The organism is Arthrobacter sp. D1-29, from assembly GCF_054130585.1.
Genome location: NZ_CP096383.1, coordinates 1,483,472 through 1,500,683 on the forward strand (window position 1 = coordinate 1,483,472; position 17,212 = coordinate 1,500,683).

Below are 17,212 nucleotides of genomic sequence, written 5' to 3' on the forward strand. Positions count from 1 at the left end.
GGCCCACGCACCCAGCTAGTTCCCGGGCGGGCTTGTAGGGCCTAGGGAGTTGGGGTGCCAGCTCCGTGGGTGCATCCAGGGAGCTGGTGAGGCGCGTTTTCACCATTCGGGCCGGTCGCTGATAAGCTTCTTGACGATACCTTGGCGAGGGAGAGCAGCTGGTTGCCGTGCATACGGAAGCCTGACTGCAGGTCTCCGTTATCGACTGGGTCTGAATCTCCCTTCGGAAAGGGCGGCCACACGGCCGCCCGGCGTTGAAGGTCGCAACAGACCTCCGCCCTTGCTGAACACCGTTTTAGTTTCGAGGAGATACACATGTCTGAGCAGAAGCTCGCAGCAGAAGTACGCAATGAATTCGGCAAGGGTTTCGCCCGCCGTGCCCGCATGGCCGGCCAGATCCCCGCAGTCATCTACGGCCACGGCGCAGACCCCATCCACATCACCCTTCCGGCGAAGGCCACCACGCTGGCCGTCCGCGTTGCCAACGCCCTGCTGTCCCTGGACATCAACGGCGAAGACCACCTAGCCCTGGTCAAGGACATCCAGCGCGACCCCATCAAGCAGATCATCGAGCACATCGACCTGCTGACCGTCCGCAAGGGCGAAAAGGTCACCGTTGACATCCCCGTCCACGTTGTTGGCGAACTTGCTCCGGGCAACGTCTACAACCAGGAACTCACCGTTATCTCCCTTGAGGCTGAGGCAACCCACCTGCCCACCGCCATCGAGGTTGACATCGAAGGCCGCACAGCTGGCCAGCACATCCACGCATCGGACCTGGTTCTCCCCAAGGGCTCCATCCTGCTGGCTGACGCCGAGGCCCTGGTCGTCAACATCTCCGAGGCCACCGAGGTCACGGATGAAGAGGCAGCCGGTACCGAGGGCTCTTCCGAGGCCGCAGCCGAGTAATTACCTCTCATTTACGTACGTGGCCGGATCCCTGTGGGTCCGGCCACAGCCGTTTCCGCACCACCTTAGGATTAACCCATGACTGACACCTGGCTGATCGTGGGCCTCGGAAATCCCGGGGCCGAGTACAAGGGCAACCGGCACAATGTGGGCCAGATGGTTCTTGACGAACTCGCCGGCAGGATGGGCTCCGGTTTTAAGGCCCACAAGGCCCGCGCACAGGTGATCGAAGGCCGCCTGGGGATCGGCGGCCCCCGGGTGGTGCTGGCCAAACCGATGAGCTACATGAACGTCTCGGGTGGCCCAGTGGCTGCCCTCGCCAACTTCTATGGCATCACCCCCGATTATGTCGTGGCCGTGCATGACGAAATCGACATTCCTTTTAACACAGTGAAACTGAAGATCGGCGGGGGAGAAGGCGGCCACAACGGCCTCCGGGACATCTCCAAGGCGCTGGGAACGAAGGATTACCTCCGTGTCCGGGTGGGTGTGGGCAGGCCCCCGGGCAGGATGGACACCGCGGATTACGTCCTGCGCGACTTTGCCACTGCCGAACGGAAGGACCTTCCGTTCCTGCTGGATGAGGCCGCAGATGCAGTAGACATGCTGGTCAGGGATGGGCTGACGGCCGCGCAGCAGAAGTTTCATCCCGCGAAGTCGGAGCTCTAGAAATAAGTTAAAGCGCCACTGACCTGTTTACCTGTCTCTGACAGGGGGTAGTCTTCTTCCTAAGCGGGGGAGCGATGGGGCTTTATCCCGCGGCAGCGGGATCTAGGGGAAAAGTTCATGTCAATCGAGCCACTCAGCTGGGGACGTGGGTCAACGCTCAACGCCGTTGAGTCGCGCACCAACGTCGCAGACACGTCAGATCTTCATAGGTGGTCGGTGCCAGCCCGAAGCGCCAACCTCGAAGCTGTCCGCACAGCCCTGACCAGCAAGGACTCGCTGGGAGTGGTCATCACCGGTGCTCGAGGAGTGGGCAAGTCATCCCTCGCCCGCACTGCTGTCTCTGAACTTGGCCCTGATGTCTGGGCATTGCAGCTGCGCAGCGGTCCCACCGCCGCGAAAACCCCGTACGGATGCCTGGCGTTCCTGCTGGCCCGGCTTCCGCAGGCCTACATGGGCTCGCCGACTGCCATCCTTCGCGGCATCACGTCCCTCATCAAGAGCGATGCTGCCGGGCGTCAATGCGTTATTACGCTGGACAACGCGGAAAGCCTGGACGAAATGAGCGCCGGTGTCCTACTGAATGTCCTCCTGACCGGGACGGCCCGGATCGTCGCGGTGGCGCCAAAGAGCAGCGATCTTCCGGCAGACTTCCACTGGCTTCTCACAGACCGGCGGCTGACCGAGGTCAGGCTGGACAACCTCAACGAGCTTCAGACGCGGCAGGTGCTGTTATCCCTCCTGGGGCATCGGGTGTCAGCCTCCCTCGTCAGCACCTACCACAGCATGGTGGGCGGAAACCCCCTGTTGCTGAAGGCACTGGTCACTGAACAGCAGCAATCCGGGAACCTGGTGCTTGCTGATTCTGTCTGGACACTCCGCGACAAGGTTGTGCTCGACGGCGCGGCGAGCCTGGATGACATCGTCAGGTCCCGGTGGGCCAGGAAATCTCCGGAAACCAGGGAAGTTATCGAAATGCTTTCCTGCGCCAGGAGCGTGGAGCTTTCACGGCTTACAGCTCTCTACGGCGCAGCGATCGTGGCTGACATGGAGGACGTCGGACTCCTGGACATCGACGATTCAGACAACCGCTGGGTGTCACTGCGTGAGAAATACCTTGGCGACGTCGTCCGGTCATGGCTGAGCATCAGCAGGCGCCGGGAACTTCGGAACCAGCTCCTGGACGGTGCGGACCCGGACCCGGCATCCATGACCATGGACGAACTGATGTCTTTTGCGGCCTGGACCTACGAGTGCGAGGCCGAACTTAGCCCGGCCATGGCACTGGCCGCAGCCGAGGCTGCCGTCCAGCTCTTTGATCCGCACTTTGCCCTCACATGCACCGAGGTCCTCAAGAGGAATGATCCACAGTGGGTCCATGGTCAAAGGCAGAAGGCCGCCGCGTATCTTTTGCTCGACCTGCCTGTCCAGGCCATGGCAGCCCTGGACGATATCTCCCAGCCGCAGTTGGACAACCTCGGCGAAGCGGAATACGCCAACGTTATCGCCGCCAAATCCCGGGTCATGGTGTGGCTGCCGGAACTTACGGAGAAAGTACCCGCCTTGCTGGAGGCGGCACGGAAAAGGCTTGACGTCCCGGCAGGGATCCCCAAGGGCTGGCCCGACCCCCTGGCCGCCGCCGCCAACCGGATCAGCCTCAGCGAATTCGAGTACAAGGCTTTTGTGGGCGACTACGCCTCGATGATCCCTGCACTTGAAGCGGCATACGATCCTGCCCTCAACCCGGACCTGGGGTTCAGGATGAATTCCGCGGTCATCCTCATGACCGCATTGGCCATGACCGGGCGCGAGATGGACGCGCTGAGCCTCATGAGGCAGGTAGGAGGCAAAATCTCCGACGCCGCCCAGATCGTTGGCCTGCGTGAACAGTTCACCGTCGAGGCGTACTCGGTGCTGCTGACCGCCGGCCAATGGCGCCGGTGCATTGACCTGCTGGACCCGCCCGCCACGCGGGAAGCCCATCGGCTCCCGTACCGGAGCGCCGCTGCCGAGCTGTCCGCCGGAGTCGCCTACGTCTACTCGGGAAGGGGTGCGGCTGCACTGGATTCGCTGTTGTCCGCAGCCGCGCAATTGGAGCTTCGGCCGCAGCAGGGCGCCCTTCGGACGGCTTACGCGGCCACCGCGCTGGCCTATGCTCAGATCGGCAATGCCGGGCAGTCCCGCAAGTATCTCGAGAAGCTCAGGAGGCCGGCGGGTCCCTGCAGCTTTGTCACGCAGAGCATCATCGAATTCTGCATTGATATGGCTGGCCGCTGGTTGGGGGATGCGGACGCCATCGCACGCCTGAAGGAGTCAGCCCGCCAGGACATCAAGGAGCAAAGATACACCCTTGCAGGAATCAGCCTCCTTGGCGCCACCATCAACGGCACGGAGGCCGACTTCCGGCTCCTGGAGGAGGTGGCCGGTCACCGGCAGGGCCCGCTGGCCGAGATTTCCCGTCTGATCGCCATAGGCAGCCGGACCAAGGACGCCAAAACCCTGCTTGCCGGCGGCGAGCTCGCAGCCACGCTAGAGCTGGATACGGTGGAGGCGAGGTGTATGGCACTTGCAGTGGATTACGCCCGCCAGGCCGGGGATTCAGTATCCGCAAGGACGGCCCAGGCCCGGCTGGACATCCTGGCTGCCACCGTTCCAAGTTTGCCCATCGTTCCGAGCACTGGGAGTCCTCTGCTGACCAGCCGGGAGCGGCAGATTGCGCGGCTGGCAGGCAGGGGCGCCTCAAACCGTGACATCGCATTGGAGATGGGCGTCTCAGTCCGCACCGTGGAAGGCCACCTGTACCAGGTCTTTACGAAGCTGGGCGTAACTTCCAGGGGTGATCTGACTGGACTCGTTTAATGGCACCACACCCAAGGCAGGATCAGCTTCCCGCCCGCTGACGGGCCGGCGCGAACCGCTGGACCGGATCTGCAACATCATCCGGAACCGCACCAGCCAGGCGGTATTCCTGATGGCGGGACCGGGCATCGGGAAGTCAGCCCTGAGTGAAGCCATCACGGAGCGCCTTGCCGCCGAAATGATTGTTGTGCAGATCCATGGCAGTTCTTCTCTGGCCGGGGTTCCCTTTGGTGTCCTTGCCCCGTACACGGCGGAACTGACAGCAGAGGACTCTGTTTCACCGGTAGCTGTCCTCAGGTCAGTCTGGACCTACTTCGAAAAACTCAAGGCGGGCAAGGACACCCCGCTTTTGCTGGTGGTGGACGACGCCCACCACCTCGATGATTCAACCGCCAGCATTGTTGCAGACATGATTTCGGCCAGCTGGGCAAGTGTGGTTGCTTCCGGCAGGCCACGGCCCGGACTGCCACAGCCGCTGGCCCAGCTTTGGTATGACGGCCTGGCGGAACGGGTGGATCTTCGCCCGCTGAACAGGGAACAGATCGAGGAAGTCCTCACCCACGTATTCGACGGAACCATCCCCGCCGGCACCGTAGATGCCATCTGGAGCGCCTCGGGGGGAAACCCCCGAATCCTGGACGCGCTGCTCCACGACACTGCGGAGCGGGAAGTGCTGGCAAAGCGCAACGGCATCTGGATGCTCCTGGGACCGCTGCCGGCCGACGGGCCAAGGCTCACAGCGGTGGTGACCAAAGACCTCCTTCGACGAAGCCCCGAGGAACAGGAAGCCCTCAAGCTGATCGCCCTGGCCGAACCCGTGGCGCGGAAAGCCATAGAAGACATCAGCGGCGCCGAAGTGGTCCGTGCGCTGCTGGACCAGCAAATGATCGTGGAGGGTACCGGCCACCCCGCTGAGCTGCGGATGTGGAACACGCTGTTCGGCCAGGCTGTCCGGAAGAATGTCTCCGTCTCCCGGAGCCTGCAGTTGCTGGAAAAGATTCGTGCCCAGCACGATGCGGAGCCGGCCGGCGCGGAAGGCCGGCTCAGGGCGGTGGAATGGGCATTGGAGTGCGGGCAGAAAGTTGCCGACGCGGACCTCCTGGAAGCAGCAGGCACCGCAGTGACCAGGTTCCGCAACGTGAGCGCCGTGATGATGGCGGCAAAAGTGCATCGGTCCGACCTGGTGCCGCACGCCCAGGCCATCCGGGCACGGGCGCTTTTCAACCAGGCAGATTACGCCGCGGCGGCGGATATCCTGGACGAGTGCTGGATCCCGCTGTCGGAGAGCCCCGAAGCCGCCCAGGTACTGATGCTCAGGGCACAGTCACACCAGGCCCTGGGAAAGTCAGCGGAAACTTTCGCGGCAGAATCCCGGGAGCTTCTCAGCCAGGCCGGACTCATCCTGCCGACGGCTGGTTACGTTGACAGCCTCTCTGATGGCAACGGCTCTGATGAAGGCAGCGCTGATGGCAACGGCGCTGATGAAGGCAGTGAACAGGCCAATGGCCGCCCTGCGGACACGGCAGGGGAGAGGACCTGGCAGGAGCACGTCCTTCAGCTGCTGGAACTGGGGGCAGCGGGCAACCATGAGGCGCTCCACGCTGAAATCCAAGGCATCAAAAACCGCACTCCGGCAGGGCCCTACGATGATGCGCTCCGGACCTTCGGGCTGGCCCTGCTGGCTCACACACTGTCGGCCGCGGGACGATCCGCCGAGGGGCTGGACGACGCACTGTTGGCCGCATCTGAACTTCCTGCGCTCCAGGACGGCCTGTTCTGCTTCAATGAATTCGTCCTGGGCCGGCTGGTGATCAACTACCTTGCCATGGGCGAATGGGAATCCGCCGAACGGGAACTTGCCAGCTATGCTGCCAGCCAGGTGCAGGGTGCCGCCACCTTCAGCGGCAGCGTCCAGGTGCTGCGCGGCTATTCGCTCCTGCGCCAGGGCAGGATTGAGCGTGCCTACCAAATGCTCCTGCCGGCGGTGGAAGCATTGAGGCTGAACGATCCACAGCAGCTGTTTCGCTTCGGTTCCGCCCTGGGCTTCTATGTGGCAGCCAGGCTGGGTGACGTCGCCCAGGCCATCCGGCTGGAGCAGGACTACAAGGACGCCACCATCGCCCGGCCGCACGAGCACCTGGCAGCAGCCTATGCCGCCGCGGCGGCTGAGTACCTGGCCCGGGACGGCAAAGGCCTGGCCTCGATCCATACGCTGGCTACCACTCATGATGTCTCTGCCCGGCCCGGGACCATGCTGGAATTCCTGGCCATCTGCTGGGACCTGGGTGACAACTCGGTGATTCCCCTGGTCCATTCGCTTGCCAAGGATGTCGAAGGCAGGTGGGCCGAAGCGATGCTGATGTTATCCCGTAACTGGGAGTCCGCGGATGCCGATGCCCTGATGGATACGGCAACAGCGCTTGAAAATTCAGGGTTCGTCAACCTTGCCCGGGAGGCCTACGCCAGGGCAAGCACACTCCTGGAGCAATCCGGTGAACGGCGCCGGGCCAGGCAGGCCGTTGCCCTGCGCGAGAAATGCGATCACGAACTCGGTGAGCGGTTCAGGGAGGGCCATTTCATCGCCGCAGCGCCGGCAGTGCATCTGACCCGCCGGGAGCAGGACATTGTGGAGCTCGCCCTCCAGGGCCTAACAGACCGGGAGATTGCCCAGCGGCTGATGGTGTCGGTGCGGACCGTGGAGGGCCACCTCTACCGCACTTATGTGAAGCTGGGTGTGCGAAGCCGTGACGAGCTGGCTTCGGCGCTTCCAAAATAGGCCACCCCCTTTCCACAGCAACCGCCCAAAATTCAGGCTGCCGCCGTGATGGTGCCCGGCCGGGCGTGCCCAAGTGGTTCGGCCGCGACTACGCGTATCAGCGGTATGTAACCGGTAGTATTCGCAGGCAAAAGACGAGTACCTGCTACTCGTGTACCGGAGTCCCAAACAGGGTTTACTAAAAGAGGCAAAAGGAACCGGCAGAACAAGCCGCAGACCAAGCCAACAGGCATTCCAGGCCTCTTTGTACTTGAACTTCCGGTCCGTCAGGACCGGGTACAGACGGGGCCGGCGACGTCAGAGTCTTCTGAGACCGAGGCTCTCCCCCCAGCCGTCGCCGGCCCTCATATTCCGACGGCTGAAGCCCGGAGCGACTGTGGCGGCGACCCCTTGGGGAAGCCGCTACAGCCGTGCTGTGGGACAATTGAGTGTCAATCCATTGGCACCTCAAGGAGTTAGCTTTGGCCGTAGTATCAACGCCTGCCACGCTGGAACGCGCATTGCCGGCCATGGACAACTCGGAGGTCCTGCGGATCCGCAATGACTTCCCCGTCCTCGGACAGTTGGTGAACGGGCGGCAGCTGGTCTATCTGGATTCGGGTGCGACGTCCCAGAACCCACTCAGTGTGATCGAGGCAGAGCAGGAGTTCTACGAACAGCGAAATGCCGCGGTACACCGCGGCGCACACCACCTCGCTGTGGAAGCAACCGAAGTTTTCGAAGACGCCCGCCAGACCATGGCCGACTACATCGGGGCCGATTACACGGAAACTGTGTGGACCTCCAACGCCACCGAAGGCCTCAACCTCATCAGCTACTCCTTGTCCAACGCCTCGCTGTGGTCTGCGCAGGGACGGGGAGATGAGAGGCTCAGAAGCCTCGCCGTGGGACCGGGGGACCAGATCGTTGTCACAGAAATGGAGCACCACGCCAACCTGATCCCCTGGCAGGAACTAGCCTTCCGCACCGGCGCCACCCTCCGCTACATCCCGGTGGATGACACCGGGGCACTGAGCATGGACCAGGCCGCCGCCATCATAGGGGAGCGGACCAAGGTACTGGCTTTCACGCACGCTTCTAACGTGCTCGGAATCATCAACCCAGTACAGGAACTGGTGGCCCTGGGCAGGAGAGCCGGAGCCCTGGTGGTCCTGGACGCCTGCCAGTCCGCACCGCACCTGCCGCTGAATGTGAAGGACCTTGACGTCGATTTCGCGGTCTTTTCCGGGCACAAGATGCTTGCACCTACCGGGATCGGCGTACTGTACGGCAGGCAGGACATCCTGGACGCCCTGCCGCCGTTCCTGACCGGCGGTTCCATGATCACCACGGTGACCATGGAGAGGGCCGAATACCTGCCGGCCCCGCAGCGTTTCGAAGCCGGAACCCAGCGGATCTCGCAGGCAGTTGCGCTGGCCGCCGCCGCGAACTATCTCACCGAGACAGGCCTGGAGCGGATCCATCACTGGGAGTCGGAGCTTGGCCAGCGCATGGTATCCGGGCTGCAGGACATCCCGGGAGTGCGTGTCCTGGGGCCAGTGGCCGGGCAGGATCGGATCGGGCTAGCGGCATTCGACGTGGACGGCGTTCACGCGCACGACGTCGGCCAGTTCCTCGACTCGCGGGGCATCGCCGTCCGCGTGGGGCACCACTGCGCCCAGCCGCTGCACCGGCGCCTCGGACTCACGGCGACCACCAGGGCCAGCGCCTATTTGTACAACACCACCGACGACGTTGATGTGTTCCTGGACGCCGTTGCCGGCGTCCGAAGCTACTTCCGCGTATAGCACCCGGACCATCGAAAGTAACAACATGAGCCTTGACCAGCTTTATCAGCAGATCATCCTTGACCATGCCAAAGCCCGTCACGGCAGCGGGCTGTCCGAAACAGCAGCCCCGGAAGGCGCCTCGACGGGCCAGTCGCACCAGCTCAATCCCGTATGCGGTGACGAGGTCACTATCCGCGTGGCGGTGGAAGGTGACAAGGTGGCGCAGGTCTCGTGGGACGGGGCGGGCTGCTCGATTTCCATGGCCTCGGCTTCTGTCCTGAGCGAGATGGCCGAGGGGATGTCAGTGACTGAACTGCACTCTGTGATCCAGAACTTCCGGGAGGTCCTGCGGTCCCGCGGGAAGATCCAGGCGGATCCGGAAATTCTGGGCGATGCCGCGGCCTTTGAGGGAGTATCCCGTTACGCTGCCCGGGTTAAGTGCGCCATGATCTCCTGGGTGGCGGCGGAAGATGCACTGAACCAGGCATCCTGAGCAGGACGCACACACCCGAACTGAACCCACTGGAGAAGCTCCCAGAGTAAGTTCTTGCCGCCAATTCGGCCAGGGTCAGCTCACCGGCGGCGGTCTTCTTCGTAAACGTCGGGGATGCCATCCTGGTCAGTGTCGACGGCCTCCTCCGCCTCCACGGCACGGTATTGACGGTTCCTGGTTCCCAGCACTGCCGCCGCCAGAAGTGCGGCCAGTAGCGACGCGGCGAGGATACCCACCTTGGCGTGGTCATCGTGGGCGCTGCCGTGTCCGAAGCTCAGCTCGGCCACGAGGAGCGAAACTGTGAAGCCGATCCCGGCCAAAAGGGACATCCCGAATACATCAATCCACTTCAAGGACCTGTCCAGTGACGCTCTGGTGGCCTTTGTGAGGACCCATGTGGTGCCCAGGATCCCGATCGGTTTGCCCAACACCAACGCCACGATGATGCCGATGGCTACAGGGTCAGTCAGAGCCGAGATCAGACCGTCCGGGCCACCTACGGCGACACCGGCGGAGAAGAAAGCAAAGACCGGGACCGCGATGCCGGCGGAAATCGGCCGGAACCGGTGTTCGAAGATCTCAGAGAGGCCAGGTCCTGCAGCGGGGCCGCCGCTGGCCTGCGACCGGATGACAGGGATGGCGAACCCCAGCAGTACACCGGCGACGGTGGCGTGGATGCCGGAGGCGTGCACCAAGGCCCAGGTGATCACGCCCAAAGGAAGGAGGATCACCCACGCCGCAGCAGGTCTGGTGCCGAAGAACCGGCGGTGCTTCTGGGCCAGGAAGGTGTACACCGCCAGCGGGATTAAGGCCAGCAGCAGCGGCCCGGCCTGGATGTTGCTGGAATAGAACACCGCGATGATGCTGATGGCGATCAGGTCATCGACCACGGCCAAAGTCAGGAGGAAGATCCGTAGCGCACTGGGCAGGTGTGAACCGATGATCGCCAACACGGCAACGGCGAAGGCGATGTCCGTTGCCGTGGGGATAGCCCAGCCCCGCAGGGTGCCAGGACTGGTCAGATTGATCAGAGCATAGATGACTGCAGGGACTGCCACGCCTCCGACAGCCGCTGTGATGGGCACCACGGATTTACTGAATTGGCGAAGGTCTCCGGCCACGAATTCACGTTTGAGTTCCAGCCCGACGAGGAAGAAGAAGATCGCCAACAATCCGTCGGCGGCCCAGGCCCCGAGGCTGAGTTCCAGGTGCCAGGGCTCGTAGCCAATCCGGAAGTCGCGCAAGGCGAAGTAGCTGTCGGAAGCCGGGGAGTTTGCCCAGATCAGGGCAATGACCGCTGCTGCGACCAACAAGATGCCGCCAACGGTTTCCTTCCGCAGGATCTCGCCGATGCGCAGCACTTCGCCGTAGCTTCCCCGTCCCAAGACGGAGGAACGCGGAGGAGCAGACGGATTTTCACTCATGAAGGGTGTCCTAAACATTGGGTCGACAAAGAACATGCCGACCAGACTTCCCGGCTCACCTGTTTTTCAGTCTAACCGAGCAGCGCCATAAACCCGATTACGGCGGTGGCGGCACCGAGCGCCATCGAGACGCCAACCAATACCAGGTGGACCGACAGGAACTTCGTTGCCTTGCCCTGAGCATCCCGCGCCCGCGGGTCTTTCATCACGCGGCGGAGGAACTGCGGCCAGACCACCAGCGACCAGACACCGGCGATGATCAGGATCCAGGCCGCGAACGCGGGGAGCTCCATGTCCTCAGTGGCTTTCGAGCCAGGCCTGGGCCTGCTGCGACTGGATGTTGAGGGCCTTGGCCACCATGGGCTCTGCCGCCTCGGCGATCTTGCCGCCCAGGAACGGCACCGACGAGGTCACGTTACCCTCCAGCTCAATGCGGGTGCTGCCGTCTTCCGCCACCAGGCGTTGGACGGCCGTGACGTCGAGGGGGGCACCGGCGATCTTGAGGGTGATGTTGCTCTGGCGTGATCCGTCGGCAGAAGGGGCATCCCAGTTCTCCACCTGAGTCACGGTGAGCTTTTCGCCCACAAACTTGCGTGCAATCTCCGGAAGGCGGGTGGTGGGAAGGGTCCGGACGGACGTGGTGCTGAAAGCCCCGGCAGTGTCTCCGGCCACGGCGAAGGATTCCAGCGTTCCACCAACGTATTCACTGGTGTGGCGCTGGAAATCCTCGTTTGCGAAGACAGCTGCCACGCTGCCGACGGCGTGGGGAAGGGTAGTGGTTGCACTCAGTGCCATGGGTCCTCCAGTGATTCGGGGTCAGAACGCTTTTTTGCTCCCCACATCCTACGGGGCACCCTCTGTCTTAGTGGAAACCGCCGTCGTATTGGGCGGCCGTTTTTTGGGAACTGTCCTGCTGCCCTGCTATCTTCCGGGCGGCGGCGATGATGTTCCTGGACATAGCAGGAAAGATGAGGCTGTGGAAGGGAAGTACGCCCATCCAGTAGAGCCTGCCGCTAAGGCCCTTGGGGAAAAAGATGGCCCGTTGCCTGTAGCGGCTGCCCGCGCTGTCCGGCTCCACAGACAGCTCCAGCCACGCGCGGCCGGGTGCCCGCATCTCTGCCCGCAGCCGCAGGAGCTTCCCGCGCTCGATCCGTTCCACCCGCCACCAGTCCACCACTTCGCCCGCCGCCAGGTTCCCAGGATGCCGGCGGCCGCGCAGCAGCCCGGCGCCGCCGGTGAGCTTGTCCAGCCACCCGCGGACCTGCCAAGCCAGGGGAAGCGAATACCAGCCGTTACGGCCGCCAATGCCCTCGATCACCGTCCACACGTGAGACGGGCCAACATCACCGTGGAAGGTGCGCTCATCCACGAACACCCTGTGCCCGGCCCAGTCCGGGTCGCTGGGCAGGGGATCGGCGTCGGCGCCGGCATTGGCCCAGGTTGTCTCCACCTGTCCGTCGCGTTCCTTCCCCAGCGCAAGGGCGACGGCGGTCCGGTAAGCGGTGAGGCCGCCATCTGGCGGGGGGATGTGTTGGTCGATATCGTGTTCCGCGGAGACGGCGTCATGCTGCAGGGATTGGACCAGCGGCAATGCCATGGAGAGCGGGATGGGCGTGACCAATGCCACCCAGAGCCCGGCCAGCCGTGGGGCGGGCACCGGTAGGGCCAGGATAAGCCGGTGCGGGAGTCCCGCTTCGGCGGCGTACTCATTCATCATTCCCGCGTAGGTCAGGACGTCCCGGGATCCGATGTCGAAGCTGCGGTTCAGTGGCTCCGTAAGGACGGCAGCAAACACAAGGTAGTGCAGCACGTCACGGACCGCAATGGCTTCTATTTTGTTCCGGACCCAGCTGGGCGCCGGCATGACAGGCAGCGTCTCAGACAGGTTCCGGATCATCTCGAAGGAGGCCGAGCCCGAGCCGATCACCACTCCCGCTTGGAAGACCACTGCGTCCACAGGACCGGCCAGGAACGTCCGGCCCACCGCCTCGCGGGAACGCATGTGGATGGACAGCCCGGTGTTCCCGGGATGCAGGCCGCCGAGGTAGACGATCCGCCGGACTCCCGCTTCCGCGGCTGCCTGGGCGGCCAGTTCGGCCATGGACTTTTCCTTGGCCTCAAATCCTGAGCCTGCCGCCATTGAGTGGACCAGGTAATAGAGGAGATCAACACCCCGCAGCGCGTCTTTGAGGGCCTGGGCATCATCCAGGCTCCCACGGACCACGTCCACGCTGTCCCGCCACGGCACCCCCTCGATCTTGTCCGGCGAACGGACCAGGACCCGCACGGTATGGCCTTGCGCCAGCAGCCTGGGAACCAGCCTGCCCCCGATGTACCCGGTGGCTCCGGTCACGAGGACGGTTTTCGCGGCTGGGTTGGGTTCCGATGCGTTGGATGACTCCGTCATATTGGCTCCTTGGTGTCACTGTGCTGCTGTCGCTTTTCCGCCGTCACTATGCCATTCGGAGCGGCGGGGCCTCCGGACTGCCGTGATCCTGAAAGCGTGGTCCTGAAAGCCCGCCCCACAGCGCGGTAGGCTTGGATTACCCGGGATTCCCACACGAATTTCGGGTTTTCGTGTTGCCTGCGATCCCCATGAATACCACAGGAGCTTCTGCCATGAGCCTCACCGGCCCGTCCCATCACGGTCCGTCCCTTGATGGACTGCGCCGCGTCCTTGCCGGGGACCAGACGTTCGCCCGCGTCCAGGCCGAGGCAGCCAGGGGTTTTGCCTTCCGCGGGCAGGACTACCAGATCAGCGCGCCCGCAGGGCTCCGCGCCGTCCTCCTCGCGGAGATGGCCGGGGGCCTGTCGGGAAACTCATCAGGTCCTGCGCACGCGGATGATGGAACGCGCGACGGCGGGAAACCGGCAGTGGTGCTGGCGGTCACTGCCACGGGACGCGAGGCGGAAGATTTGGCCGCAGCCCTCCGGGCCTACCTGCCCGGCGATTCGGTGGCCGAATTCCCCAGTTGGGAAACCCTGCCGCATGAGCGCCTCTCACCGCGCTCGGACACCGTGGGACGCCGGCTATCGGTGCTGCGCAGGCTCGCGCACCCGGAAAGCTCGACGGCGGGCCCGCTGCGGGTGGTGGTGGCTCCCGTCCGCGCCGTGGTCCAGCCCATCGTCGCCGGCCTGGGTGACCTGGTTCCCGTCACCCTTAAGGTGGGCCAGGAGGTTCCGTTTTCGGATGTTGTCAGGAACCTTGCCGACGCAGCCTACGCCCGCGTGGACATGGTGACGCACCGGGGGGAATTCGCTGTCCGTGGCGGCATCCTGGATGTTTTTCCGCCAACAGAGGACCACCCCATCCGCGTGGAGTTCTTCGGCGACGAGGTGGACCAGATGCGCTGGTTCGCCGTTGCCGACCAGCGCTCGCTGTCGGCGCCCGGCGTCCACCACCCCAGTGAGCTGCATGCCCCGCCATGCCGCGAAATCCTCATCACGCCGTCGGTCATGTCACGGGCGGCAACACTGAAGGCACAGCTGCCTGCCGCCGCCGACATGCTGGAGAAGATTGCCGGCGGAATCACCGTGGAAGGCATGGAGTCCCTGGCGCCGGTGCTGGTTGACTCGATGGTGCCGTTTGTGGAGCAGCTTCCGGCCGGCTCCATTGCGGTGGTCATCGAACCCGAGAAGGTCCGCACCCGCGCACACGACCTTGCCGCCACCAACGAGGAGTTCCTGGAAGCTGCGTGGTCTACGGCCTCTGACGGCGGGACGGCACCGCTGGACCTCAGTTCGCAGGCCTCGGCTGCACTGCACTCGGCCAGCTTCCGGTCCCTGGCCGAGACCCGCAGCTCTGCCCTGGACCATGACGTGTCCTGGTGGTCCATCACGTCGCTTGCCACGGACGAGGAACTCCTCCCGGAGATTGACGTCCTGAATCTTCATGCGCGGGAGCCCCGGGGCTACCAGGGCGACGTCGCCGAAATGATGGATTTCATCGGCTCCCACGTCCGGGACCAGTGGCGGATCGTGGTGGCGACCGAAGGCCCCGGGCCGGCACAGCGGCTGGCCGAATTGTTCCACGATGCTGACATCCCCTGCGCCCGGGTGGACACCCTGGAGAAGGAGCCGCAGGCGGGCATCATCGAGGTGACCACTGCCGCCGTCGGACGCGGTTTTGTCCTGGACAGCCTCAAACTCGCGCTGCTGACCGAAGCGGACCTCCTGGGCAGGACCTCTGCAGGGTCCACGAAGGACATGCGCCGCATGCCCTCAAAACGGCGGAATGCCGTGGACCCGCTGCAGCTCATCGCGGGCGACCATGTGGTCCACGAACAGCACGGCATCGGCAGGTTCGTGGAGCTCATCCAGCGCAAGGTTGCCGGCGGTGGAGACGGCGTCCGCGAATACCTGGTCCTGGAGTACGCGCCGTCCAAGCGCGGGGCGCCGGGCGACAGGCTTTTTGTGCCCACCGATCAGCTGGACCAGGTGACACGCTATGTGGGCGGTGACACTCCCGTGCTCAGCAAGATGGGAGGCTCTGACTGGGCCAGCACCAAATCCAAGGCGCGCAAGGCAGTCAAGGAGATCGCGGGCGAATTGATCAGACTGTACTCGGCCCGGATGGCGTCCAGGGGACACGCGTTCGGACCGGACACCCCATGGCAGCGGGAACTCGAAGAGGCCTTCCCCTACGTCGAAACGCCTGACCAGCTCACCACCATCAATGAGGTCAAAGCGGACATGGAGCGCGAGATCCCCATGGACCGGCTGGTCTCCGGCGATGTGGGCTACGGCAAGACCGAGATCGCCGTCCGTGCGGCGTTCAAGGCGGTGCAGGACGGGAAGCAGGTGGCAGTACTGGTTCCCACCACCCTGCTGGCCCAACAGCACTACGAGACGTTCACCGAGCGCTTCTCCGGCTTCCCGCTCAGGGTTAAAGCGCTGTCCCGTTTCCAGGGGAGCAAGGAAACAAAGGAGACCGTGGAGGGCGTGAAGAGCGGCTCCGTGGACGTGGTGATCGGCACGCACCGGCTGCTGTCCAAGGACTTTGCGTTCAAGGACCTTGGCCTGGTGATCGTGGACGAAGAGCAGCGGTTCGGGGTGGAGCACAAGGAAGCGCTCAAGAAGATGCGCACCGACGTGGACGTGCTGGCCATGAGTGCCACGCCCATTCCACGAACCCTGGAAATGTCCCTCACCGGCATTCGGGAAACCTCCACACTGGCGACGCCCCCGGAGGAACGGCACCCTGTACTCACCTACGTGGGGCCGTTCACGGACAAGCAGAGTTCGGCGGCAATCCGCCGTGAACTGATGCGTGAGGGCCAGGTGTTCTTCGTGCACAACAGGGTTTCCACCATCGAACGCACCGCGGCGAAGATCCGCGAGCTGGTGCCGGAGGCCCGCGTGGAAGTGGCCCACGGGCAGATGTCCGAAAGCCGGCTGGAACAGATCATCGTGGACTTCTGGGAAAAGCGCTTTGACGTGCTGGTGTGTACCACCATCATCGAAACCGGCCTGGACATTTCCAATGCCAACACCCTCATTGTGGACGGCGCGGACAAATACGGGCTCTCCCAGCTCCATCAGCTCCGCGGACGCGTGGGCCGCGGCCGCGAGCGGGCTTACGCCTACTTCCTCTACCCCTCAGAGAAGCCGCTGGGCGAGGTGGCCCTGGAGCGGCTCAAGGCAGTGGCCACCCACAACGAACTCGGGGCGGGCATGCAGCTGGCCATGAAGGACCTTGAGATCCGTGGTGCGGGCAACCTGCTGGGCGGGGAGCAGTCCGGCCACATCCAGGGCGTTGGCTTTGATCTGTACATCCGGCTCGTTGGCGAGGCGGTGGCAGACTACCGCGGTGAGGCCGAGGAAAAGGCCGCCGAAATGAAGATCGAGCTGCCCGTGAACGCCCACCTGCCCCACGACTACGTGCCGGGTGAGCGCCTGCGCCTGGAGGCCTACCGCAAGCTGGCTTCCGCTCTCACGCACGAGGCCATCGACGAGGTCCTGGCCGAGCTGGTGGACCGTTACGGCGAGCCTCCGCTGCCCGCCAACAACCTGATCTCGGTGGCCCGCTTCCGGGTGGGCGCACGGGAAGCAGGCCTCTCCGACGTCGCACTGCAGGGCAACTTCATCAAGTTCTCGCCGGCCCAGCTCCCAGAGTCCAAGCTGATGCGGCTGACCCGGATGTATCCCGGCGCCCAGTCCAAGCCCGCCTTGGACGCGGTGCTGATCCCGAAGCCGAAGACCGCCAGGATCGGCGGCCGCGACCTGCAGGACGCCGAAATCCTGGAGTGGGCCAACGGAGTGATCAGCAACATCTTCACCGAGGCACCTGTCTCCGTGTCGCCGACGGCGAACTGAC

General features: G+C 64.0%; 11 protein-coding genes. 7 read left to right on the forward strand and 4 right to left on the reverse strand.

The window, feature by feature from the left end; genetic code table 11:
* Nucleotides 1-315: 315 nt before the first annotated feature.
* The 6 genes from M1E17_RS06960 (at nucleotide 316) to sufU (ending at nucleotide 9,472) form a co-directional block, all read left to right on the forward strand.
* Entirely contained in the window at nucleotides 316-909 is a 594-nt protein-coding gene (locus M1E17_RS06960) for a 50S ribosomal protein L25/general stress protein Ctc (protein ID WP_457966374.1), read from the forward strand.
* A 78-nt stretch (nucleotides 910-987) separates the two neighbouring features.
* Entirely contained in the window at nucleotides 988-1,578 is a 591-nt protein-coding gene (gene pth / locus M1E17_RS06965; RefSeq protein ID WP_457966376.1) for an aminoacyl-tRNA hydrolase, read from the forward strand.
* Between the two features lie 117 nt (nucleotides 1,579-1,695).
* Entirely contained in the window at nucleotides 1,696-4,434 is a 2,739-nt protein-coding gene (locus M1E17_RS06970; RefSeq protein WP_457966378.1) for a LuxR C-terminal-related transcriptional regulator, read from the forward strand.
* Between the two features lie 58 nt (nucleotides 4,435-4,492).
* Nucleotides 4,493-7,210: a LuxR C-terminal-related transcriptional regulator gene (locus tag M1E17_RS06975; protein WP_457967617.1), complete on the forward strand. Its 2,718-nt coding sequence runs from the start codon at nucleotides 4,493-4,495 to the stop codon at nucleotides 7,208-7,210.
* A 461-nt stretch (nucleotides 7,211-7,671) separates the two neighbouring features.
* Complete coding sequence (locus M1E17_RS06980) at nucleotides 7,672-8,997, forward strand: SufS family cysteine desulfurase (protein WP_457966380.1); 1,326 nt, start codon at nucleotides 7,672-7,674, stop codon at nucleotides 8,995-8,997.
* Between the two features lie 25 nt (nucleotides 8,998-9,022).
* The gene (gene sufU / locus M1E17_RS06985) at nucleotides 9,023-9,472 is read left to right on the forward strand and encodes a Fe-S cluster assembly sulfur transfer protein SufU (RefSeq protein WP_457966381.1); all 450 of its coding nucleotides are present in this window, start codon (nucleotides 9,023-9,025) and stop codon (nucleotides 9,470-9,472) included.
* 80 nt (nucleotides 9,473-9,552) lie between these two features.
* Here the strand turns inward: sufU and nhaA are convergent, their stop codons facing one another.
* The 4 genes from nhaA to M1E17_RS07005 all read right to left on the reverse strand — a co-directional run bounded on the left by nhaA (nucleotide 9,553) and on the right by M1E17_RS07005 (nucleotide 13,303).
* Nucleotides 9,553-10,896: a Na+/H+ antiporter NhaA gene (nhaA, locus tag M1E17_RS06990; protein ID WP_457966383.1), complete on the reverse strand. Its 1,344-nt coding sequence runs from the start codon at nucleotides 10,894-10,896 to the stop codon at nucleotides 9,553-9,555.
* 71 nt (nucleotides 10,897-10,967) lie between these two features.
* Nucleotides 10,968-11,189, reverse strand: coding sequence for an SCO4848 family membrane protein (locus tag M1E17_RS06995; RefSeq protein ID WP_457966384.1), 222 nt, complete (start codon nucleotides 11,187-11,189; stop codon nucleotides 10,968-10,970).
* 4 nt (nucleotides 11,190-11,193) lie between these two features.
* Complete coding sequence (locus M1E17_RS07000) at nucleotides 11,194-11,691, reverse strand: DUF2505 domain-containing protein (protein WP_457966385.1); 498 nt, start codon at nucleotides 11,689-11,691, stop codon at nucleotides 11,194-11,196.
* Nucleotides 11,692-11,758: 67 nt separating this feature from the next.
* Complete coding sequence (locus tag M1E17_RS07005; protein WP_457966387.1) at nucleotides 11,759-13,303, reverse strand: SDR family oxidoreductase; 1,545 nt, start codon at nucleotides 13,301-13,303, stop codon at nucleotides 11,759-11,761.
* A 212-nt stretch (nucleotides 13,304-13,515) separates the two neighbouring features.
* On the opposite strand from M1E17_RS07005, the gene mfd reads away from it, so the two are divergent.
* Nucleotides 13,516-17,211, forward strand: coding sequence for a transcription-repair coupling factor (mfd, locus tag M1E17_RS07010; RefSeq protein ID WP_457966388.1), 3,696 nt, complete (start codon nucleotides 13,516-13,518; stop codon nucleotides 17,209-17,211).
* The last annotated feature ends 1 nt before the right edge of the window (nucleotide 17,212 follow it).

What these genes read in the sequence shown, in the direction of transcription:
- pth (WP_457966376.1), top strand. Translation starts at nt 988, where the DNA reads ATGACTGACACCTGGCTGATCGTGGGCCTCGGAAATCCCGGGGCCGAG.
- mfd (WP_457966388.1), top strand. Translation starts at nt 13,516, where the DNA reads ATGAGCCTCACCGGCCCGTCCCATCACGGTCCGTCCCTTGATGGACTG.
- M1E17_RS06960 (WP_457966374.1), top strand. Translation starts at nt 316, where the DNA reads ATGTCTGAGCAGAAGCTCGCAGCAGAAGTACGCAATGAATTCGGCAAG.
- M1E17_RS07005 (WP_457966387.1), bottom strand. Translation starts at nt 13,303, where the DNA reads ATGACGGAGTCATCCAACGCATCGGAACCCAACCCAGCCGCGAAAACC.
- M1E17_RS07000 (WP_457966385.1), bottom strand. Translation starts at nt 11,691, where the DNA reads ATGGCACTGAGTGCAACCACTACCCTTCCCCACGCCGTCGGCAGCGTG.
- nhaA (WP_457966383.1), bottom strand. Translation starts at nt 10,896, where the DNA reads ATGAGTGAAAATCCGTCTGCTCCTCCGCGTTCCTCCGTCTTGGGACGG.
- sufU (WP_457966381.1), top strand. Translation starts at nt 9,023, where the DNA reads ATGAGCCTTGACCAGCTTTATCAGCAGATCATCCTTGACCATGCCAAA.
- M1E17_RS06970 (WP_457966378.1), top strand. Translation starts at nt 1,696, where the DNA reads ATGTCAATCGAGCCACTCAGCTGGGGACGTGGGTCAACGCTCAACGCC.
- M1E17_RS06995 (WP_457966384.1), bottom strand. Translation starts at nt 11,189, where the DNA reads ATGGAGCTCCCCGCGTTCGCGGCCTGGATCCTGATCATCGCCGGTGTC.